General features: G+C 62.4%; 20 protein-coding genes. 7 read left to right on the top strand and 13 right to left on the bottom strand.

The window, feature by feature from the left end; translation table 11 throughout:
• Positions 1–93: 93 nt before the first annotated feature.
• From dsbG to dsbD, 3 genes are read right to left on the bottom strand one after another with little or no spacing between them, the layout of a single operon-like run.
• Complete coding sequence (dsbG, locus tag AB7933_RS23890; protein ID WP_024076665.1) at positions 94–855, bottom strand: thiol:disulfide interchange protein DsbG; 762 nt, start codon at positions 853–855, stop codon at positions 94–96.
• Positions 831–1,691 carry a TlpA disulfide reductase family protein gene (locus AB7933_RS23885; RefSeq protein ID WP_024076664.1) on the bottom strand — a complete coding sequence of 287 codons (861 nt, stop codon included), beginning with the start codon at positions 1,689–1,691 and terminating at the stop codon, positions 831–833. The genes dsbG and AB7933_RS23885 overlap by 25 nt, the downstream gene beginning before the upstream one ends.
• Positions 1,691–3,418, bottom strand: coding sequence for a protein-disulfide reductase DsbD (gene dsbD / locus AB7933_RS23880; protein WP_024076663.1), 1,728 nt, complete (start codon positions 3,416–3,418; stop codon positions 1,691–1,693). Before dsbD ends, AB7933_RS23885 begins: the two co-directional genes overlap by 1 nt.
• 177 nt (positions 3,419–3,595) lie before the next feature.
• On the opposite strand from dsbD, the gene AB7933_RS23875 reads away from it, so the two are divergent.
• From AB7933_RS23875 to AB7933_RS23855, 5 genes are all read left to right on the top strand, one after another.
• A complete protein-coding gene (locus tag AB7933_RS23875; protein WP_024076662.1) occupies positions 3,596–4,291 on the top strand; it encodes a response regulator in 696 nt (231 codons plus the stop codon).
• Positions 4,291–5,610 (top strand): ATP-binding protein, encoded by a 1,320-nt coding sequence (locus AB7933_RS23870; RefSeq protein WP_041160988.1) that lies wholly within the window; start codon positions 4,291–4,293, stop codon positions 5,608–5,610. The genes AB7933_RS23875 and AB7933_RS23870 overlap by 1 nt, the downstream gene beginning before the upstream one ends.
• A 126-nt stretch (positions 5,611–5,736) precedes the next feature.
• On the top strand, positions 5,737–6,504 hold the full coding sequence (locus tag AB7933_RS23865; RefSeq protein ID WP_024076660.1) for an N-acetylmuramoyl-L-alanine amidase: 768 nt from the start codon (positions 5,737–5,739) through the stop codon (positions 6,502–6,504).
• Positions 6,505–6,719: 215 nt separating this feature from the next.
• Positions 6,720–8,132: an aspartate aminotransferase family protein gene (locus AB7933_RS23860; protein WP_024076659.1), complete on the top strand. Its 1,413-nt coding sequence runs from the start codon at positions 6,720–6,722 to the stop codon at positions 8,130–8,132.
• 82 nt (positions 8,133–8,214) lie between these two features.
• Positions 8,215–8,436 (top strand): MbtH family protein, encoded by a 222-nt coding sequence (locus AB7933_RS23855; protein WP_024076658.1) that lies wholly within the window; start codon positions 8,215–8,217, stop codon positions 8,434–8,436.
• Between the two features lie 285 nt (positions 8,437–8,721).
• On the opposite strand, the gene AB7933_RS23850 is transcribed toward AB7933_RS23855, so the two are convergent.
• The 7 genes from AB7933_RS23850 to minC all read right to left on the bottom strand — a co-directional run bounded on the left by AB7933_RS23850 (position 8,722) and on the right by minC (position 15,498).
• Positions 8,722–10,890 (bottom strand): mechanosensitive ion channel family protein, encoded by a 2,169-nt coding sequence (locus AB7933_RS23850; protein ID WP_024076657.1) that lies wholly within the window; start codon positions 10,888–10,890, stop codon positions 8,722–8,724.
• Positions 10,891–10,963: 73 nt separating this feature from the next.
• Entirely contained in the window at positions 10,964–11,140 is a 177-nt protein-coding gene (locus tag AB7933_RS23845; protein ID WP_017845812.1) for a hypothetical protein, read from the bottom strand.
• A 156-nt stretch (positions 11,141–11,296) separates the two neighbouring features.
• The gene (locus AB7933_RS23840; RefSeq protein WP_024076656.1) at positions 11,297–12,586 is read right to left on the bottom strand and encodes a M18 family aminopeptidase; all 1,290 of its coding nucleotides are present in this window, start codon (positions 12,584–12,586) and stop codon (positions 11,297–11,299) included.
• Between the two features lie 170 nt (positions 12,587–12,756).
• Positions 12,757–13,392, bottom strand: a complete 636-nt coding sequence (locus tag AB7933_RS23835; protein WP_003192838.1) for an RluA family pseudouridine synthase — start codon at positions 13,390–13,392, stop codon at positions 12,757–12,759.
• Positions 13,393–13,488: 96 nt separating this feature from the next.
• Positions 13,489–13,743: a cell division topological specificity factor MinE gene (gene minE / locus AB7933_RS23830; RefSeq protein ID WP_003175252.1), complete on the bottom strand. Its 255-nt coding sequence runs from the start codon at positions 13,741–13,743 to the stop codon at positions 13,489–13,491.
• A gap of 3 nt (positions 13,744–13,746) precedes the next feature.
• Positions 13,747–14,559 carry a septum site-determining protein MinD gene (minD, locus tag AB7933_RS23825; RefSeq protein WP_003175251.1) on the bottom strand — a complete coding sequence of 271 codons (813 nt, stop codon included), beginning with the start codon at positions 14,557–14,559 and terminating at the stop codon, positions 13,747–13,749.
• A gap of 201 nt (positions 14,560–14,760) precedes the next feature.
• The gene (gene minC / locus AB7933_RS23820) at positions 14,761–15,498 is read right to left on the bottom strand and encodes a septum site-determining protein MinC (RefSeq protein WP_024076655.1); all 738 of its coding nucleotides are present in this window, start codon (positions 15,496–15,498) and stop codon (positions 14,761–14,763) included.
• Between the two features lie 119 nt (positions 15,499–15,617).
• Between minC and AB7933_RS23815 the strand changes: the two genes are divergently transcribed.
• Both AB7933_RS23815 and AB7933_RS23810 read left to right on the top strand, forming a co-directional pair.
• The gene (locus AB7933_RS23815) at positions 15,618–16,553 is read left to right on the top strand and encodes a lipid A biosynthesis lauroyl acyltransferase (RefSeq protein WP_024076654.1); all 936 of its coding nucleotides are present in this window, start codon (positions 15,618–15,620) and stop codon (positions 16,551–16,553) included.
• A 40-nt stretch (positions 16,554–16,593) separates the two neighbouring features.
• A complete protein-coding gene (locus tag AB7933_RS23810; RefSeq protein WP_024076653.1) occupies positions 16,594–17,742 on the top strand; it encodes a patatin-like phospholipase family protein in 1,149 nt (382 codons plus the stop codon).
• Positions 17,743–17,858: 116 nt separating this feature from the next.
• Here the strand turns inward: AB7933_RS23810 and AB7933_RS23805 are convergent, their stop codons facing one another.
• The 3 genes from AB7933_RS23805 to AB7933_RS23795 all read right to left on the bottom strand — a co-directional run bounded on the left by AB7933_RS23805 (position 17,859) and on the right by AB7933_RS23795 (position 21,886).
• Complete coding sequence (locus tag AB7933_RS23805) at positions 17,859–18,644, bottom strand: outer membrane protein OmpK (protein WP_024076652.1); 786 nt, start codon at positions 18,642–18,644, stop codon at positions 17,859–17,861.
• Positions 18,645–19,079: 435 nt separating this feature from the next.
• On the bottom strand, positions 19,080–20,426 hold the full coding sequence (locus AB7933_RS23800; protein ID WP_024076651.1) for a nucleobase:cation symporter-2 family protein: 1,347 nt from the start codon (positions 20,424–20,426) through the stop codon (positions 19,080–19,082).
• Positions 20,427–20,602: 176 nt separating this feature from the next.
• Positions 20,603–21,886 carry a urate hydroxylase PuuD gene (locus tag AB7933_RS23795; protein WP_024076650.1) on the bottom strand — a complete coding sequence of 428 codons (1,284 nt, stop codon included), beginning with the start codon at positions 21,884–21,886 and terminating at the stop codon, positions 20,603–20,605.
• Positions 21,887–21,914: the final 28 nt, after the last annotated feature.

Raw genomic sequence — 21,914 nt, 5'->3', positions numbered from 1 at the left:
AGGCCCCCTCCCACAGTGACCGGGTTCATCCTGAAGGAAGGGGCTCGAGTGTGGGAGGGGGCTTGCTCCCGATGGCGTCAGCCCAGGCGCGGCTTATTTCGGTCCAAGAATCTTCACCAACTTATCCGGCGACGGCGCGCCTTGCTGTTGCTGCAAGCCACCCTTGTCATCCAGGTAGAAAATCGCCGGGGTTGCCGACAACTCCAAGTCATCCATCAACTGCATATTGGCATTGAGTTGGGCCTGGATATCCGCCGGGATTTTCTCCAGCGGCTTGAGCTTGCTGCCTTTGCCGGCGGCTTCGTGTTCTTCCAGGGCCTTGGGCGCGTCTTTGCTGGCCAGCAGCGCAGCGGATTTGCCTGGGCTGTCCTCGCGAATAATCCCCACCATGATATGTCGCAGCTGCACCTTGCCGGCTTTCACCCATGGCCGCGCCTGTTCCCAGAACATGTTGCAGTACGGGCAGTTGGGGTCGCTGAACAGGTAGACGGTGCGGGGGGCGTTTTTGTCGCCGTCCTGGATCCAGTGGCTCTTTTCCATCTTCGCCCAGACTTCCTTGGCCATCGGCGCGTACACCAGTTTTTCCAGGGGCGCGCTGCTCAGGTCATTACCCTGGGCGTCGTACAGGTTGCCGGCGATCACACTTTTGCCGTCGGCGGTCAGGTACAGGGCCATGCCACGGTTCTGATACTGCGCGGCGTAGCCGGTGAGGCCGCTGGGTGCATCGAATTTGCCGATGATCTTGGCACCCTTGGCTTCGATCTGTTTGATCGGTGCCGGCCAGTCTTCGGCCTGGGCCAGGGTGGCGGCCAGGCTCAGTGGCAGCAGGGTCAGCAGGTGGCGGAGGCGGGGCATGTCGGTTTCCTTGAGGGGGCCGTGGCGGCGGGGGCGGAGTCGAAGGGTTCCATGGCACGGGCCAGGCTGGCCTGGGACAGTTCACCGAGGTGGCTGTTGATCAGGCGTCCATCGGCTTGGTAGAACAGCGTGGTCGGCAAGGCCATGGAGCCCACGGCCTGGCCCAGGCGACCACTGGCATCGAACAGCACGTTGTCCAGGTTCAGGCCCTGGGTGGCCAGGTAGGTGCTGACGCTTTGCATGCTCTCGGCCTGGTTGACGAACAGGAAGGTCACGTCGGGGCGCATGCGTTGGGCGCTTTCCAGTACCGGCATTTCGCGACGGCAGGGCGGACACCAGGTGGCCCACAGGTTGATCACCAGCGGCCCGCCTTGATAGTCGGCCAATTGCACCACCTCGCCGTTGGCGGTGCGCAAGGTGATGTCTGGCAGCCGTGTGCCTTTTTCATACACGCTGAGGGACAGGCTGGTCATGCCCCAGAACACCAGGCCGGTGATTACCCCGGCGCTCAGCGGCTTGCGCAGGGCCGGGCGGCGCCAGCCGTACAGCAGCGCGCCGAGGATCAGCGCGATCACGCCCGGCCAGGCCAGAAAGCCGCCGTCGCGCAGGTCGACCATCTGCAGCGGGTCGTTGCTGTAGTAACTCCAATACATCAGTACGAAGCTGACCCGCGCGCTGAGCATGCCCAGCAGGAACAGGCTGAACAGCACCGACTCGGGGTTTTCCCCGCCACGCTTGGCCACGCGCCAGCCCACCAGGGTGGCGAGAATCAGCGCGCTGATCAGCAGGATGTGATTCAGGGCGATAGCGAAGGTGCCGATGGTCAGGGTCAGCATCAGAGGGCGCCCCGGGTCTGGGTCCAGCGTTGCAGGAAGGCCGCGGCATCCACTTCGCCGGTGATGCGCTGGGCACGCCGTTCTTCGCCGTCAGGGCCGATCCACACGAAGCTCGGCGGCCCTGGCACCTTGTAACGGCCGAGCAGCTCGCGGCTGGCGGCGTTGTCAGCGGTGACATCCAGGCGCAGCAGGCGCACGTCCTTCAGGGCGTCGAGGACTTCGGGTTTGCCGAATACCTGTTTCTCCATGATCTTGCACGACACGCACCAGTCGGCGTAGTAGTCCACCAGCACCCATTGGCCCTGGGCCTTGGCGCTGTCGAGCTGGCTTTGCAGCACGGCTGGGTCGTTGATGGTCATGAACGCGTCGTGGGCGGTAGGGCCGGCGACAGCGCGCGAGCCGCTGTAGACCTTCAACGGTTGCCACAGGTCATCGCTGCCACCTGCCGCGCCCACCAGCAGCAGGCCGCCCCACAACCCCAGTACCACGGAACCGGCGCCGGACAGCATGGCGATACGCCCGAAATCCTGTGCCAGGCGCCAGCCGCAATAGGCCATGGCCAAGGCCAGTACACCCCACAGGCCCAGCCACAGGGCTTCATCGACGACCGGACGAATCATCAGTATGGCGGTGGCCAGGAACAGGAAGCCGAAGATCCCCTTGAGCACATTCATCCAGGTGCCCGGCTTGGGCAGGAAGCGGTTGCCCACGGTCACCAGCAGCAACAGCGGCACACCGATGCCGATGCCCATGGCGAACAGGATCAGGCCGCCGTGCAGGGCATTGCCGCTTTGCGCGATATACAGCAGCGCACCGGCCAGGGGCGCGGTCATGCACGGGCCGACCAGCAGGCCGGAGAGGGCGCCGAGTACTCCGGCGCCGATCAGGCTGCCGCCACTCTGGTTACGGCTGACGTTGTCCAGGCGGTCGCGCAGGGCCACCGGCAGTTGCAGTTCAAAGAAGCCGAACATCGGCAGGGCCAGGATCACAAACAACGCAGCGAAGCTGCCCAGAATCCACGGGGTTTGCAGCAGCGCGGCGAGGTTACTGCCGAGCAGGGCGGCGACTACGCCCAGCGCGGCATACACCAGCGCCATGCACACGACATAACTGCCGGCCAGGGCAAAGCCACGACGCGGGCTGGCACCGCTGCCGACCACCAACCCGGCGAGAATCGGCAACATCGGCAATGAACAAGGGGCAAACGCCAGCAGCAGGCCCAGGCCAAAGAACACCAGCAGGCTCCAGCCCAGGCTGCGTTGTTGCAGGCCGCTGGCCAGGCTCTGGTCCTGGGCTTCGGCGGTAGCGGCCACGGCGGGGTTGCCCCCCAGGTCCACGGTGATCGACTGCGGCGGGTAGCACAGGCCGGCATCGGCACAGCCCTGCCAGCCCAGCTTGACCTTGCCGGTGGTCCCGGCGGGGATCTTCACTTCCAGGCCCTGGCGATACACTTGCTGCTCGCCGAAGAACTCATCGCTATGGGCTTCGCCTTGGGGCAGCGGCGGCTTTTCAGCCAGGCCGTCGAACTTCATGCGCTGCTGGTACAAGTAATAGCCGTCGGCGATCTGCCAATACCACTGGGTTTCACCGGACTCCAGGCGTTCGGAGGTAAAAGTGAAGGCTTTGCCCACCGGGAGGAAGTCGGGTTTGGTCTCGAATGGGTTGCCCGGCGCGGCCTGGACGAACCCTGCGAATAACGCCAGCAGAACGATAAACAAATGCCGCATGGTCAAGCCTTAGTTCGATGCAAGTGAGGCACACAATGTGTGGTGTTGATTAACCGATGATTAACCGGGCGCTATTCTAAAGTGTAGGGAATGTCTGAGGGGGCTTCTTTTCGCGGCATAATCGCTGCTTAATCCGCAGCACTTTTAATCACCCCCATCTTTCATGAAGGGTTCAGCATGCACGTACTGGTCTGTGAAGACGACGAACTGATCGCCAGCGGCATCGTGGCCGGCCTCGGCGCCCAGGGCTTTACGGTCGAGCGCGTGGCCTCGGCGGCAGCGGCGCGGGCGATGCTCAAGGCGGCTACCTTCGACATCATGGTGCTCGACCTCGGCCTGCCCGACGAAGACGGCCTCAAGCTGTTGCAGCAACAGCGCAGCCAGGGCCTGGAGATCCCGGTGCTGATTCTCACCGCGCGCGACTCGGTAACCAACCGCGTCGACGGCCTGCAGGCCGGTGCCGACGACTACCTGCTCAAGCCCTTCGACCTGCGCGAACTCGCTGCGCGCCTGCAAACCCTGCTGCGGCGGGTGGCCGGGCGTAGCGTCAACCTGATCGAGCATGGCCAACTGACCTATAACCCCAGCAGCCGCGAGACCTTCCTGGGCGGGCAGCCTGTGGACTTGTCGCGCCGCGAACAAGCGTTGCTGCAAGCCCTGCTGCACAACAAAGGCCGAGTGCTCTCCAGCGAGCAGCTCAAGGACAGCGTCTACGGTTTCAACGACGAGCTGGAGAGCAACGCGCTCAACGTGCACATCCACCACCTGCGGCGCAAATTGGGCAATGGCATCGTTGAGACCGTGCGCGGCCTGGGCTATCGCCTGGGGCCGGCGGATGGCGGCCCGGCCGAGGCGGGAGAGAAGGTTTCGTGATGAGCCTGCGACTGCGGCTGACGTTCAAGCTCGGCGCCGCCTTTGTGCTGATCTGGGCCTTGGCGGCTGCCTGGATGCTCAACGATCTGCGCAACCAAATGATGTTTTCCCTCGACCAGCGCCTGGTGGCGTCCGCGCGTATGGTCGCCGGTTTGATGGAGCAAATGCCCGGCCTGGCGAGCACCGCCGAGGGCAAGCATTTCAGTGCCGAACAACTCAACGTGCCGGGGGGCATGGCATGCCAGGTCAGCTCCTTGCGCGGTGAGGTGCTGGCGCGCAGCCACACTACCCCTGACCAGGGCCTGGAATCCCACCGCAGTGGCTTCCGTGACCAGATCATCGACGGCGCGGCGTGGCGCAGCTTCACCCTGGCCCGTGGCGACCTGTTCATCACCACCGCCGACCGCCAGGTGGAGCGGGAAGCCTTGAACCTGTCGATCCTGCTGGCGGCCTCGGTGCCGGTGGGCGTGGCCCTGTTGGGCTGCTTGTGCCTGCTGTGGCTGGGCATCGGCCAGAGCCTGCTGCCGCTCAACCGCATGCGTGACGCGTTGATGCGCCGCAGTGCCGACTCCCTTGAGCCGTTGCAGATCCACCCGCTGCCCAGCGAGCTCAAGCCGCTGCTCGACACGCAAAACCAACTGTTGCAACGCATCGCCAAGACCATCGAGCGCGAACGCCGCCTCACCGGCGACGCCGCCCACGAGTTGCGCAGCCCGCTGACGGCGATCAAGACCCACCTGCAAGTGGCCCGCATGACCGAGGGCGCTGCCCGCGACCAGTCCCTGGCCCACGCCGAGGAGGGCGCCGACCGTCTGCACCGCACCCTCGAACAATTGCTGCTGCTGGCGCGGGTGGAGGGCAGCCTGTCGTTTGACGATGGCATGCAATCCAGTGCCGAGGAGGTTGCACGGCTGGCGATCCAGGACGCGAATGCCGGTGACAATTCGCGGATCGACCTGATCCTGCCGGACAACCTCTCAAGTGCCCCGGTGGAAATGCCGGTGGGCCTGGCGGTTGCGGCCCTGCGCAACCTGTTGGACAACGCCCTGCGCCACACCCCGGCGGCTACCCGGGTGGAACTCAATGTATCCACCACCGCCGACCAGGTGGTGTTTCGTGTGCGTGACCATGGCACGCAGATATCCGCCGAAGACCTGCAATACCTGACCCAGCGTTTCTGGCGCAATGGCAACAGCGAAGGGTGCGGCTTGGGCCTGGCGATCGTGCAAGCGATCGTGCAGCGCTGTTCGTGCTCGTTGACATTCGACAGCCAGCCGGATGGCCTGCGAGTTGACCTGGGCATGCCCCTGCGGCGCTGATCACCCTTTTTTCAAGTGTCACACATAGTTACCGCCCTCCTGAGGTTCAACCCTTCAGGATGGCGGTAATTTTTTTGCGCTTGAACGGGCTGAATGACTCGGCCTGTGTTGAAAAGGACAGCTCTTATGTTGGTGATCGATACCAGTTTTCCCTCCAGGGACTTCAACGAACGCAATGGCGAACCTGTGCGCCAAGTGATCCTGCATTACACCGCGGCACCCTTCGCCTCCTCCTTGCACACCCTGACCCGGAACGGGGTCAGTGCGCATTACTTGCTGCCCGACCCCGATGAGCCCGGCTACCGCACGGCCGGCTATGACGAATTGCGCGTGTTTCGCCTGGTGGACGAGGACAAGCGTGCCTGGCATGCCGGGGTGAGCCAATGGGGGGGGCGGGATAACCTCAACAGTCGCTCGATTGGCATCGAAATCGTCAATCAGGCGCGGGATGACGCCAGTGGGTTTACCTTTCCCTGTTACGCCGAGGAGCAGGTCGAGGTGTTGATCGAGTTGCTGCGTGACATTCTCGAGCGTTACCCACAGATCGGGCCGACCGACGTGCTCGGGCATTCGGATGTGGCCTATGGGCGCAAGAGCGATCCGGGGCCCCGGCTGCCGTGGCGCCGCTTGTTCGAGGCGGGAATCGGGGCGTGGTTTGACGAGTCGACGCGAGCCATGTACCAGCGCCGGTTCTGTCTCGGCTTACCGCCTGAAGTGGAGGTGGAGCGGGCATTCCAGCGCTACGGCTATAAGCCGGCGCAGAACCGCCATGGGTTTGAACTGAGGACCCGCGCATTTCAGATGCACTTTCGGCCGCGGGATTACTGCGGGTTCCTGGATGTCGAAACCTGCGCGATTCTGTATGCCTTGAATGAAAAGTACCTTGGGCTTTGAAGCCCCGCACCGTTCAAAGGTGGGAGGGGCGGGGCGACGATTCGACTTGCCCCGCCCACATTTTGATCCTCATGCCTCAGTCAACAATCACTTCTCCTAAATCCTCCTCTCGCTGGTGCGTTTCCAGAACAGGAAATCCGTGCGCATGCCCTTGGGCCAGACGCCAACGGATCGGCAGTTTGGTCACCATCATCAGCGTATTGAGGGATCGAGAGATGTCAGTCGCTACCAGCCGTATCGAAGACGCCCAGGCGCTTGTCAGCCCGGCACCCGCAGAAACGCTCTACCAGTTCGAAGAAACGCCGCTGCTGGCCCGTCAGCGCCAGCAGGAGTCCAATGCCCGCAGTTACCCACGGCGTATCCCCCTGGCGCTCAAGCGCGCCAAGGGGATCTACGTGGAGGATGTGGAAGGGCGCAGCTTCATCGACTGCCTGGCGGGCGCCGGCACCTTGGCGTTGGGGCATAACCACCCGGTGGTGATCGCCGCCATCCAGCAAGTGCTGAGCGATGAATTGCCGTTGCACACCCTCGACCTGACGACGCCGGTCAAGGACCAGTTCGTGCAGGACCTGTTCGGTCTGTTGCCGCCAGCATTGGCCCGTGAAGCGAAGATCCAGTTCTGCGGCCCCACCGGCACCGATGCGGTGGAAGCCGCGTTGAAACTGGTGCGCACCGCGACCGGCCGGAGCACGGTGTTGTCGTTCCAGGGTGGGTACCACGGTATGAGCCAGGGTGCCTTGAGCCTGATGGGCAGCCTGGGTCCGAAGAAACCCCTGGGGGCGTTGCTCGGTAATGGCGTGCAGTTCCTGCCGTTCCCCTACGACTACCGCTGCCCGTTCGGCCTGGGCGGCGCGCAAGGGGTTCGGGTCAACTTGCATTACCTGGAAAACCTGCTCACCGACCCGGAAGCCGGGGTGTTGTTGCCGGCGGCGGTGATCGTCGAAGTGGTGCAGGGCGAGGGCGGCGTGATCCCGGCCGATCTCGATTGGCTGCGCGGTTTGCGCCGTATCACCGAGCAGGCCGGCGTGGCGTTGATCGTCGATGAGATCCAGAGCGGTTTCGGCCGCACAGGCAAAATGTTCGCCTTTGAACACGCCGGGATCATCCCGGACGTGGTGGTGATGTCCAAGGCCATCGGCGGCAGCCTGCCGTTGGCGGTGGTGGTGTACCGCGACTGGCTCGACACCTGGCTGCCCGGCGCCCATGCCGGAACCTTCCGCGGCAACCAGATGGCCATGGCGGCGGGGTCGGCGGTGATGCGCTACCTCAAGGACCATGACCTCGCCGGCCATGCGGCGGCGATGGGCGAGCGCCTCGGCGAGCACCTGCGCCTCCTGCAGCGCGACTTCCCGCAGTTGGGCGATATCCGTGGCCGTGGGTTGATGCTCGGCGTAGAGCTGGTGGACCCGCACGGCCCCCTCGATATCCAGGGCCACCCACCGGTGCATCGCCAACTGGCACCGCTGGTACAGCGTGAATGCCTCAAGCGCGGCCTGATCCTGGAGCTGGGTGGCCGACATGGCGGCGTGGTGCGCTTCCTGCCGCCGCTGGTGATCACGGCCGTGGAAATCGACCGCGTCGCCGAGATCTTCGGGCGTGCATTGGCGGCGGCGGTCGCCAGCCTCTAATTTTTCAACGTCTTGGTACGTTTCTACAGATATCAGCGCTGCGCGTGGTGCGCAGCCAGCCTTTGAGCGACGGAGAACCGCAATGACCTCAGTATTTGACCGCGACGACATCCTGTTCCAAGTAGTGGTCAACCATGAAGAACAGTACTCCATCTGGCCCGACTACAAGGCTGTGCCGGAAGGCTGGCGTACCGTGGGCAAGAGCGGCCTGAAGAAAGAGTGCCTGGCCTATATCGAGGAAACCTGGACCGACATGCGCCCGCTGAGCCTGCGCCAGAAGATGGACGGCGCCGCGCTGGGCTGACACAAAACCTGGGTCAAGCCTGCTGGATGTGGAAGGCGGGCTTGATGTGGAAGGCTGGCTTGATGTGTGGCGAGCGGGCTTGTTGTGGCGAGCGGGCTTGCCCCGCGTTGGGCTGCGCAGCGGCCCCAAGACCAGCCGCTGAGTTGTACCTGATACACCGAGTGCTTCTTGATTGGGGCTGCTTCGCAGCCCAACGCGGGGCAAGCCCGCTCGCCACAACAAGCCCGCTCGCCACAACAGACCCGCTCCCACCAGAGGCCCGCTCCCACAACAGGCCTGTACCCCTTATACGTTCTTGTCTTTTTCCAGCCCACCCGCAGCCCCTGTCACCACCTGCACGCTCAAGCGCGGCGTGGCCAGGTCGAGCCCGGCTTCGTCCAGATGGCGCTTGAGTGACAGGTTGAACGCCCGCGACACTTCCCACTGCTTGATCGGCGCGGTTTTGAAGCGTGCGCGCAGGATTGCGCTGCCCGACTCGAAGCTCTCCACGCCCTGAATCTCAAGGGGCGACCAGATATTGCGACGCTGCAGCGGGTCGTTGCGCATTTTATGGCCGACGTCGCGTATCAGCTTGATCGCGCTGTCGATGTCCATGTTGTAGGGGATCGCGACCCGGAAGATCGCGTAGCCGAACTCCCGCGAGTAGTTCTTGATGCTCTTGATTTCGCTGAATGGGATGGTGTGGACGATGCCGTCGATATCGCGCAGGCGTACGGTGCGGATGGTCAGGCCTTCGACGGTACCGAGGTGGCCACCGACGTCGACGTAGTCATCGATGGCCAGGGAATCCTCGATGATGATGAACAGGCCGGTGATCAAGTCCGCCACCAGCGACTGCGCACCAAAACCGATGGCCAGGCCGATTACACCGGCACCGGCCAGCAGTGGTGTGACGTTCATGCCCATGTTCGCCAGGGCAACGATGGCCGCGATGATAAAGATGGTCACGAACAGCACGTTGCGGATCAACGGCATCATGGTCTGCGCACGGGCATTGGCCAGGCCTTTGCGCGAGCGGGTGAGGGCGTGGAGGATCGCGGTGTCGCTGAGAATCCAGATCAGCCACGCGAACAGCAGGGTGCCCGCCAGGCCGAATAGCTTGACGGCGACTTCATGACCATCGCCTTCGGTAAAGCGGATCAGCGACAAGCCCCAGACTCGCAGCCCCAGCTCGATAAATGCCAGCCATACCGCCAGGTGGGCCAGGGTGTAGACGAAGCTTTTCAGGCGCTCGGAGTACAGCGCATGGCGCTTGTGCCCGCGTTGCGGTTTGAGCGCGTGGCGTCGGACCAGGCCGTTGATCACCATGCACAGCACCAGCAACACGGTGCACAGCAGCGACTGGCGCAGGGCGGTGCTGGTGTCGCCGGCCGAGACGAAGGTGGCGAACAGCGAGATACCCACCAGCAGCAGGGCCGGGATGAACCAGAAGGTGCCGATGATTTCGATCGTGTCGCTGAGGGCGCGGCGGGTCAGGCGTCGGGACAGCGGCTGGTTGCGGATCAGGTGCGCAATCGGCCGGCGAAAACGCAGGATAAACACACCGGTGGACAGCGCAGCCATCACATTGGCCACGGTCGCTGCGGTATGAGCCAAATGCTGGCCGAGCGCCGTGACCAGCCTGGGGTCGCTCAACGCTTCGCCAAAGGCGGCAAAGCTACCGATCCACCACAGTGGACGGAACGCCTGGTGCCGCAGGATATACAACGCGCGGTGGCGGTGCGGGCCGTCGAGCAGGGAGAACGCGATCACGCAGATCGCCGAGAAACACGTACCGACCACCAGCGCGTAGGCCAGCACCATTGCCAGGGATTTGCCCAGGGACGACGGCAGTGCATAGCTCAGGTACACGGTGATCACCAGGGCGATCAGCCAAGGCCCCAGCTTGCGCAGGGCGAAGCGCAGCATGTCCCAGGTGCGCGGGTGTTGTGGCAATTCCTCGGGCAGGCCGAAGCGCTCGCGCACGCGGTGGCTGAGCCAGATCAACGCGGCGGCGAGCAGGCTCCACACCGCCAGGATCACGGCGAAACCGAAAATGATGGGTAGCCATTCATTGGCCGGCAGTATCAGTGCGCTCAGTTCATCCTTGGCCAGGTCAACCTCGTTGGACCAGCGGCTGATCGGGCTGTCGTCCCCGGAAAATTGTTGCTCAAGGTCCGACAGCGTGCTGCCGATCAACCCGAGCACGCCTTGTTCGGCGGCCGGCTGGGCTTTTTGCGTGGCTTCGCGCAGCTTCTTCAGGTCGCTCAGCAGTTGGGTGCGCTGCTGGTCGTTTTCCAGGGTCTTGATCACCTCGTCCAACGACTGCCCCAGAGGCACATCGGCCTGGGGTTGGGTCTTGTTGGTGCTGCTCAGCAAGCCGGGCAAGCTCACGGCCTGGGCAGGTGCGAGCGGCAGCAGCGTGAGCAGGGCGATCAGCAGGTAGCAGGGCAGAGCGAACAGACGGGAAAGCACGGAGGCGGTCAACCTTGGAAACGACGAGTTGACCGAGTGTACGAGGCCGCTATGCCCAATGCGAGTGCATTTGTCATTCGGCCAGTTTGGCGAGGATCTTGTAGACCACGGTGCCCAGGATCAACAGCATGCCGATCCACATGCCGAACACACCCAGGGGCTTGTCACGAAAGTTAAAACCAACCGCGAGCATGATCATGCCGATCAGGATAGGGATGAGCATGGCGTGGAAGGAGGACATGGTGATCATGAGGCGATGGCCTTGTCAGAGTGGGAATAGTGACAAGTCTAGGTGGGATTGTGGGAAATGCAGGTGATATAGATCAGGTGTACGCGAAGCCAAATGTGGGAGGGGCAAGTCGAATCACCGCCCCTCCCACCTGTTTAACTGCATTCAGCCTTTGGATCAGGGCAGGTCGTGGCTGGCGTAGAACGCGCCGAGTACTTTGACCAAATGCGCCAGGTCATGGCTGCCGCACAGCTCGCGGATGGAATGCATGGCAAACGTCGGCAGGCCGATGTCCACGGTGCGCACGCCCAGGTGGCTGGCAGTGATCGGGCCGATGGTCGAGCCACAGCCCATGTCGCTGCGCACCACGAAGCTCTGTACCGGGACTTCCTCGGCCATGCACAGGTGGCGGAAGAAACCGGCGGTTTCGCTATTGGTGGCGTAGCGCTGGTTGCTGTTGACCTTGATCACCGGGCCCGCATTCAGCTTGGGCCCGTGGTTGGCGTCATGCTTCTCGGCGTAGTTCGGGTGCACGCCATGGGCGTTGTCGGCTGAAACCAACAGCGATTTCTGAATGGTGCGTACGAATTCATCACCTTCAGGCAGCAGGCGGCGCAGGGTCTGTTCCAGCATCGGGCCGTCGGCACCGCAGGCCGAGCAGGAACCGACTTCTTCGTGGTCGTTGCACACCAGCACGCAGGTTTCATCGGTCTCGCTGGTGAGCAAGGCTTGCAGGCCGGCGTAGCACGACAGCAGGTTGTCCAGGCGTGCGCCGGCGATGAAGTCGCCGTTCAGGCCGATCACGGCAGCACTCTGGGTGTCGTAGAAGCTCAGCTCGTAGTCGAGCACCACATCGGCATTCAAGCCGTGCTCGCGGGCCAGTTGCTCGGTGAGCACGGCGCGGAAGTCCACGCGTTCATCGCCGGCAAACTGCGCGAGGATCGGCGGCAACTCGGTCTGGGCGTTGATCGCCCAGCCCTGATTGGCTTCACGGTTCAGGTGAATGGCCAGGTTGGGGATGATCGCGATGGGCAGCTTGAAGTCGATCAGTTGGCTTTCGACCTTGCCGTCGCGGCGGAAGGTGACGCGCCCGGCCAGGGACAGGTCGCGGTCGAACCACGGCGCCAGCAGCGCACCGCCGTAGACTTCCACACCCAACTGCCAGAAGCCCTGGCGTTGCAGCTCAGGCTGCGGCTTGACCCGCAGGCACGGGCTGTCAGTGTGGGCGCCAACCAGGCGGATGCCGCCTTGCAGTGGCGCGTGACGGCCGAGCTTGAAGGCGATGATCGAGGAATCGTTGCGGGTGACGTAATAGCGCCCGTTGGCTTCGGTGGCCCAGGTTTCGCGCTCGTCGAGACGCTGGAAACCGGCGGCTTCGAGGCGCTGGGCCAGGGCCGCGGTGGCATGGAAAGGAGTAGGGGAGGCCTTGAGGAAGTCGATCAGGCCTTGATTCAACGCTTCGCGCATAAATAGCTCCAGACAGCAATGCGCGGAGTTTACCGTCCGATGGCAAGAAGTGCACAGCACAAATGTGGGAGGGGGCTTGCCCCCGATTGCCGTGGCCCAGTCAACAAATACAGTGACTGACACTCCGCAATCGGGGGCTGCCCCCTCCCACATTTACTGTGTTTGCAGCTTTAGAACGGGGCTGGGCACTCGAAGCGCAAACGCTCGCCGCTTTGCGGGTGGGTGAAGCTCAGCATGCTCGCGTGCAGGCACAGGCGTGGCCAGGCGGCCAGGGCTTGTTCATGGGCGTACAGGCCATCGCCGAGCAAGGGGTGGCCGATGGACAGCATGTGCACCCGCAACTGGTGGGAACGCCCCGTGATCGGCGTCAACTCGACTCGGCACCAGTCGCCGCAACGTTCCAGCACCTTCCAGAAGGTCAGCGCATGTTTGCCGAATTCGTGGTCGACCACATGCCGCGGCTTGGTCGGCGGGTCATAGCGCAGGGGCAGGTCGATGCTGCCGCTGTCCAGTGCCGGCTGGCCCCAGGCCAGGGCGGTGTAGGCTTTTTCGGTTTCGCGATCGTGAAACTGGCGAGACAGCTCGCGGTGAGTATCGGCGTCCCGGGCCAGCAGTATGATGCCCGAGGTTTCCCAGTCCAGGCGATGGACGATGCGGGCTTCGGGGTAGCCGTTTTCCTGCAGGCGGGTGATCAGGCAATCCTTGTTGTCATCGGCGCGGCCAGGCACCGAGAGCAGCAAAGTCGGCTTGTTCACCACCAGGACGGCATCGTCCTGATGAAGAATATGGATGTTGGACAACGGCATTAAACAGCCTCGTAACAAACGCCAACGGCGGCTCGACCACCCGATGCCCGCAAAGGCATCAGGGTGACGGAGCCGCCGTGGCGACCGCCCTTTCGATCAACGATCAGGCAGGGTGATATTGAGTTCCAGAATCGAGCAGCTGCCGTCGTTTTCCAGGGCGACATGCACGTCATCGTTGCCGATATTGACGTACTTGCGGATCACCTCTACCAATTCCTTCTGCAAGGCTGGCAGGTAGTCCGGTGTACTGCGTTGGCCGCGTTCGTGCGCCACGATGATCTGTAGACGCTCTTTCGCTACCGACGCGGTACTTGGCTTTTTGTTGGCGCGAAAGAAGTCGAGAAATTTCATTGTTTAGTTGCCTCCAAAGATACGCTCGAAGAATCCCTTCTTCTTAACATCGAGGAAGCGATGTTCCACGGTCTTGCCCAGCAGACGATCGACCGCATCGCTGTACGCCTGGCCGGCGTCGCTCTGGTCGTCAAGAATCACCGGCACGCCTTGGTTGGATGCCTTCAGAACTGCCTGGGATTCCGGGATCACGCCCAGCAGGGTCACTGCAAGGATTTCCTTCACGTCTTCAACGCCGAGCATTTCGCCGTTGCTGACACGCTCAGGGTTGTAGCGGGTGAGCAGCAGGTGTTCCTTGATCGGGTCCTGACCCTCTTCGGCGCGCTTGGACTTGCTGGCCAGCAGGCCCAGCATACGGTCCGAGTCACGTACCGAGGACACTTCCGGGTTGGTCACCACGATGGCTTCATCGGCGAAGTACATCGCCAGGTGAGCACCGGTTTCGATACCGGCCGGGGAGTCACACACCACGTATTCGAAGGTTTCCTTCAGCTCGGCGAGGACTTTGCCGACGCCTTCCTTGGTCAGTGCGTCTTTGTCACGGGTCTGGCTGGCGGCCAGTACATACAGGTTCTCAAGGCGTTTGTCCTTGATCAGCGCCTGTTGCAGGTTGGCTTCACCATTGACGACGTTGACGAAGTCGTACACCACGCGGCGTTCGCAGCCCATGATCAGGTCGAGGTTACGCAAACCGACGTCGAAGTCGACGATGACTGTCTTGTGGCCGCGCAGTGCGAGGCCGGTACCGATAGCGGCGCTGGTGGTGGTCTTACCCACACCACCCTTGCCGGATGTAACCACGAGAATCTTGGCCAAGGTGTTTCACCCCTAAGGAAAAAGGACTTTTCAGCCCCTGAAAAACATCTCTTGGAACTCGCTGCAGGCGGACAGCCTTTGTAGGGAAAAGATGGGGTTCCCGCAGGGGAAACGCCAACTTCCAATTATTCCTACGCAAGTCTTGCCAGTTTCGCTGTGCTATCAGAGTCTAGAGATGCTTGGAAAATGCGGCAGTATCCGTTAAAGACGGATGATGTTCAACACATCGCCCGACAGGCTGACCTGTACACCAGCCCCCCACAGCGGATCGCGGCGCAAATCTTCTGAAACCTTGTACTGGCCTGCGATGGACACGAGTTCAGCGGTCAATTGCTGGCAAAAAATACGTGCCTTGGTGTCACCCTTGATACCGGCGAGCGCACGTCCGCGCATCGGGCCGTATACATGGATGTTTCCGTCGGCCAGAAGTTCCGCGCCGGGGCTGACCGATGAGATCACCACCAGGTCGCCGCCCTGGGCGTAAATCTGCTGCCCGCCGCGTACGGGGGAGGTGATGATCTTTGTCGGCTTGATCGTCGGTTCCGCCGGTTTTTCCGGTTTTTTCTTCACTTCACCTTCCGTCGGATCGAGTGGACGCTCGCGTGCGCCGGACGGTGGCAGTACTGGCAGTTCAATGGCGATGGCGGCGGCAATGTCTTCGATACGGCTGGCACGGATCGCCAGGGTGCGTAAGCCATGGGAGCGGCATACGCGCATCAGGCCGGGCAGGTCGATCGCGCCTTGGCCGGCCGGCAGCTTGTCCAGGGCCAGCACCAGCGGGGCATTGTTGAAGAAGTTCGGCGCCAGGGCGACCTTGGCGGCGAGCTGGCGGTCCAGGGCATCGAGGTCATTGCGGGCCAGTTCCAGCACGGTGATGGCGAGCATGCTGCCTTTCAGCTGGAACACGGGATCTTGGTCTAGCGGTTCGGTTTGGCTCATGGTCGGCAAAAGCGGCTTGTCACGAAAAGTGTCGAGACTTATAACGAGAACATCCACTGGCCGCAAGCCGAGTCGAACCGTTGTAGAATGCGCGGCCCTTGTCTTTACCGGAATCTGTAATGGATCGCCCGCGTTTTCGTGCTGTATTTTTTCACCCGCGTTTTTGGCTGTTATGGCTGGGACTCGGCCTGCTGTGGCTGATCACTCAATTGCCGTATCGCGCGTTGCTGGCCATTGGTCGCCTGCTGGGTGCGGGCATGTACCGCGTGGCCGGCGAGCGTCGCCGCATCGCCGCGCGCAACCTGGAGCTGTGCTTCCCGGAAAAATCCGCCGCGCAGCGCAAAAAGCTGCTCAAGGAAAACTTTGCTTCCACCGGCATCGCGTTCTTTGAAATGGCCATGAGCTGGTGGTGGTCGCGCCAGCGCCTGGCGCGCCTGGCTCACGTCGAGGGCCTGGAACACCTCAAGCAGGCGCAGTTGGATGGCAAGGGCGTGATCCTCATGGCCCTGCACTTCACTACCCTGGAAATCGGCGCAGCCTTGCTGGGACAGAAGCACACCATCGATGGCATGTACCGCGAGCACGGCAACCCCTTATTCGACTTTATCCAGCGCCGTGGTCGCGAGCGGCATAATCTCGATTCCCTGGCCGTCGAGCGCGAAGACGTGCGCGGCATGCTCAAGCTGCTGCGCGCCGGCCGCGCCATCTGGTACGCGCCGGACCAGGACTACGGCGCCAAGCAAAGTATCTTCGTGCCGCTGTTCGGCATCCAGGCCGCCACCGTGCCCGCCACCAGCAAGTTCGCCAAGCTGGGCAAGGCGCTGGTGGTGCCGTTCACCCAGGAGCGCCTGGCCGATGGCAGCGGTTACCGCCTGGTGATCCACCCGCCGTTGACCGACTTCCCGGGCGAAAGCGACGAAGTCGACTGCCTGCGCATCAACCGCTGGGTCGAAGCCTCGGTGCGTGAATGCCCCGAGCAATACCTGTGGACCCACCGCCGCTTCAAGAGCCGGCCACCGGGCGAACCCAAGCTGTACGAAAAACGTCGTCGATAACACCTGACCTTCCCCTGTTGGCCCCACATGGAGTGATGCAATGCGCCCAGCTGAACCGGTCACAGGCTTGATTCTTTCCGGCGGCGGAGCGCGAGCGGCGTATCAGGTGGGGGTGTTGGCGGCGATTGCCGAGTTGCTGCCGTTGGGGGCGCCGAATCCTTTTCCGGTCATCGTCGGCACCTCGGCCGGGGCGATCAATGCGGTCAGCCTGGCCAGCGGCGCCATGGACTTCACGGCGGCGATCCAGCGTCTTACCGCGTTCTGGCAGGGCTTTCGCAGCCATCGGGTGCTGCGCAGCGACTGGCCGGGGGTGATTCACCAGGCCAGCCGTTTCTGTTTTCACAGCCTGCTGGGCCTGGGCGCCCAAGTGCCGGTGGCGCTGCTCAACAGCTCGCCGCTGCGCGAGCTGCTCCACGACAAGCTGCACCTGGAGGGCATCGATGAGGCCATCCGCGAGAAGCATCTGCACGCGGTGGCGGTGACCGCGTTCGGCTATGAGTCCGGACAAGCGGTGACCTTCTATCAGGGCGGCGGCACCATCGACGCCTGGTTGCGCCACCGCCGTATCGGCGTGCCGACCCAACTGTCGGTTGAACACCTGCTGGCCAGTTCGGCGATCCCCTTGCTGTTTGCCCCGGTGAAACTCGACCAGGAATATTTCGGCGATGGCGCCGTGCGACAGTCGGCACCCATCAGTCCAGCCTTGCACCTGGGGGCCAGCCGTGTGCTGGTGGTGGGGGTCAGTGGCAACCCACGGGGCAACGAGGCGGCGACACCGCGCGTCTTCACGGGCCAGCAACCGACCCTGGCGCAGATTGGCGGGCATATGCTCAACAGCACGTTCATCGACAGCCTGGAAAGTGATATCGAGTTGCTGGAGCGTTTGAACCAGTTCAGCCATTTCCAGCCTGCCGACAGCGCATCCCGCGGCCTGGCCCCGGTGGACGTGCTGGTGATTGCGCCGAGCCAGCCGATCGATGAAATCGCGGCGCGGCATCGTCAGGAATTGCCCGCGGCATTGCGCCTGTTCCTGCGCGGGCCGGGGGCGACCAAGACGAGTGGGGCAGGGGTGCTGAGTTACTTGTTGTTCGAAGCGGGGTATTGCAGCGAGTTGATTGAATTGGGCAGGAAAGATGCGTTGGCCAAGCGTGAAGAAATCACCCGGTTCTTAGGCCTGCCGCCTATCTGAATGTGGGAGGGGCAAGCCCAAATACCAGTCAGTTATCGCTCCTACAGAAGGCGCTGTACGCTTAACTGACAGGCATTGGGGCTTGCCCCTGACACATTTTGACCTGCGATGTTCGGTCAGAAGTGATACTTGACCAGGAAGCTCGCCGTGTCCTGGTTGGTCTTGAACGCCCCGGAATCCTCGATCCCGTACTTGTTCTTCCAGTAGTCGTATTCAAAACCCACATACAACTGCTTATCGCCCCAATGCAGCGCCTTGCCTAGGTCGTATTTGACCTGTGGGTTGAAGTGCAGGTTGGCGTGGTAAGTGCCACGGGCGTTCTTGTCGTTGTCCACCACCCAATCCATGAAACCGTCGATCAGGATGTCGGAGTTGCCAACGGGGAGGGTGTACGCCCATACCGGAGTGATCTGCCATACGCCGTCACCCGGGCGATTGCCTTCGGTCTGACGCTGGTAGAAGTTCAGCTGGAAGTAGTCGAAGCCTGGGATGTTCAGGTCGAAGCCAGGGCCGAGCAGGTACGATTCGTTATCGCCTTCGCCGAACTCATAAGTGAAGGCCAGTAACACATCCTTGATCGGGCCGAAGGACAAGTCCTTGTCCAGGATCTTGCCGAACGACAAGCGTGGGCTGAACTCGCCGTAGTAAGTGCTCGGGCCGACGTTGCCATCTTCCTTGCCGTTATAAAAGATGCGGTCGAGGAAGAAGAAGTTGTCGCCGTACTTCCATGCGTCGGCATGTTCGAAGGTGACGGTTTGCTGGATCTGCGGGTTAACCGTGAAGCTCTTGCCCCACAGGTAAGTCAGGCTGTTGTTCTGCCACTGCAACAAGTCACCGGCCACGGCTTGGCCACCGGCCAGCAGCGATCCCGCCAGCATCAGGCCCTTGAACATAGGTTTCATTCGGTTGCTCCCGAGTTAAAGTTTTATGGTTTTTCTTCTACGCAGGCGCTCTGGTGTGGCGCCTTTTGGTTCGCTGCAAAAATCGTCTATTCGGTCAGCTTTGATGCTTTTAGCAAGAGCTGCGCCAACGTGTTTGAAAAACCAAAAAATCCCCGTCGGCTGCACGGAATGCAGTCGAATTCAGGGGATGTTTGTGCACATTGGTCGCTGTTGCAGGGCCGGGATAAGTTGGCCTTGCAGTCAGCTTTTACATTCGCTGTTTTTTTTTGAGTCGATTCGAGCGGGCGCGGAGAATACTGGCTCCAAAGCCTTGGCTCAAGTGCGCTGTTAGAGCGCGCAAGGGGCGAGAATGGGGCACGGCACATGGCCGGCCCCAGGTGAATGGTATGCATGGGATGTTCCTTGTCTGTTGTTATTTTTGGACTAACAAAGGCATCAATGCGTATGGGCGACGGCGGGGCGCTCTGCGCCGCCGAGGATATTGAACAGCACGTTCAGCGCCAGCGCGCTGAGGGTCGCCATGGCAATCCCGCTGTGGGTGATCGGGCTCATCCACAACGGCAGTTGTGCGAAGAACTCCGGGCGCACCACCGGGATCAGGCCCATGCCGATGCTGACAGCCACCAGCAACTGGTTGCGACGGTCGGCGATATCGGCTTCCTGGAGAATCTTGATCCCGGTGGCCGCCACCATGCCGAACATGGCAATCGCCGCGCCGCCGAGTACTGCTGGCGGAATCGACGCCACCAGGTAGGCGGCCTTGGGCAACAGGCTGAGCACAATCAGAAAGGCGCCGGCCATGATCGTCACCGAACGGCAGCGCACGCCCGTCATCTGCACCAGGCCGATGTTCTGCGCAAACGAGGAGTGGGTAAAGGTGTTGAAGAACCCGGCGAAGAACGATGCGCCGGCATCGCACAGCAAGCCACGGCGGAGCATCTTCGGGGTCACGTCCTGGCCGGTGATCTTGCCCAGGGCGAGGAACATGCCGGTGGATTCGACAAAGATGATCACGACCACCAGGCACATTGACAGGATCGGCGCCAGCTCGAATGTGGGCATGCCGAAGTGCAACGGTGTCACTACCTGTACCCATGGCGCCTGGGCCAGGCCGCTGAGATCGACCATGCCGAGCAGGCCGCACAAGCCGTAGCCGAGCGCCATGCCGATCAACACCGAGATATTCACCCAGAAGCCCCGCATGAAGCGGTTGATCAGCAGGATAGTGGCCAGCACCAGTGCGGCGATGGCCAGGTAGATGGGCGAGCCGAAGGTCGCGGCGGCGCTGCCACCGCCTGCCCAATTCACTGCCACAGGGAACAGCGACAGGCCGATGGCGGTGATCACGGTGCCGGTTACCAACGGCGGAAAGAAGCGCACCACCTTGGACATGAATGGCGCGATGAGCATGCCGAAGAACCCGGCGGCGATGGTCGCGCCGAAGATCCCCTGCAAGCCGATACCCGGCATGCCGGCCATGGCGACCATGCTGCCGACCGCGGCGAAACTGGCGCCCATCATCACCGGCATGCGAATCCCCAGGGGGCCGATGCCGAACGACTGGACCATGGTCGCGACACCGGCCACCAGCAGGTCGGCGTTGATCAGGAAGGCGATTTCTTCACGGCTCAGGCCGGCGGCCTGGCCAATGATCAGGGGGACCGCGACGGCGCCGCCGTACATCAGCAAGACGTGTTGCAGGCCTACCAGAATCAGTTGCAAGAGGGGCAGCCGCACCATGGCGGGTGCGGCAGGAATCTGCGGTTCGACTAACTCGGTCATGCAACACCTCGGATCTTTTTATTGTTGTGTTGTGTGGAACGCAATCTTCAAAACACGGCATGTCCAAATGTGGGAGGGGGCTTGCCCCCGATAGCGGTGTGACATTCAACGTATCTGTGACTGATGCACCGCCATCGGGGGCAAGCCCCCTCCCACATTGGAACTATGTGAATCCGTCAGTTGGTACGCGCGCCCTGGTTGATCCAGGTGCCGATCAAATCGCGCTCCTGCTGGGTCATCTGGGTGATGTTGCCCAGCGGCATGATCTGGCTCGCCACGGCCTGCGCCTGGATACGCGCCGCCTGTTGCTGGATCTGCGCCGGTGTATCGAACATCACGCCTGCCGGTGCGGTGCTGAACAGCGGGCTGGTGGGCTTGGCCGAATGGCATACCGCACAGCGTTCCTGGATCACCCCATGCACCTTGTCGAAATCAATCGTCGCCTGGGCGGGGGCGGGTGCCGCGACGGGGGCGGCTGGCGCGGCGGATTTCACGCCGCCGCCCAAGGCGGTTTCCGGCAACGGTTGGTACTCGATCGCGGCGGGTGCCTTGGCCACTTCTGCCACGGGCTTGGGCCCGGTCACGTAGGCCAGGGAGATCATCGCCAACGCCCCCACCGGCAAGGTCCAGGCATACTTCTGGCTGTTATGCCGGGTGTTGAAATAGTGCCGCACCAACACCGCTGCCACCGCGATACCCGCGAGGATCAGCCAGTTGTATGGGCTGCCGTAGGTGCTCGGGAAGTGGTTGCTGATCATGATGAACAGCACCGGCAGGGTGAAGTAGTTGTTGTGCCGTGAGCGCAGCAAACCCTTGGCCGGCAGGGCCGGGTCGGGCGTGCGGTTCTCCGCGATCGCTGCCACCAGCGCACGCTGGGCCGGCATGATGATGCGGAATACGTTACCGACCATGATGGTGCCGATCACCGCACCCACGTGCAGGTACGCGCCACGGCCGCTGAACACTTTGCTGAAACCGTACGCGGCGCCAATCAACAGCACGAACAGGATGAAACCGAGCAGGGCAGGGCGCTTGCCCAGGGCCGAGTCGCAGAGGAAGGAGTAGATGAACCAGCCGGCGAACAGCGAGCCAATGCCCAGCAATACGCCTTCGGTGCCGCTCAGGCTGCTGCCGGGGGCGAGCAGGTACAGCGTCGGGTTGAGGTAGAACACCACGCATAACAGCGCGACGCCCGACATCCAGGTGAAATAGGCTTCCCATTTGAACCAGTGCAGGTTGTCCGGCATGGTCGGCGGGGCCAGTTTGTATTTTTCCAGGTGGTAGATACCGCCACCGTGGATCGCCCACAAGTCGCCGGCCAGGCCGCTCTTGGGGTTGACGCGGTTGAGGTTGTTTTCCAGCCAGACAAAGTAGAACGAAGCGCCGATCCAGGCGACGCCAGTGATCATGTGAACCCAGCGCACGCTAAGGTTCAGCCATTCCAACAGATGTGCTTCCACAGTCTTTACCTCTCGCCTGTCACCCTTG

This window comes from Pseudomonas gorinensis, from assembly GCF_042015035.1.
Lineage (GTDB): Bacteria > Pseudomonadota > Gammaproteobacteria > Pseudomonadales > Pseudomonadaceae > Aquipseudomonas > Aquipseudomonas gorinensis.
Note: the sequence above shows the minus strand (reverse complement) of the source record. Positions and strands in the feature narration are given on the sequence as shown.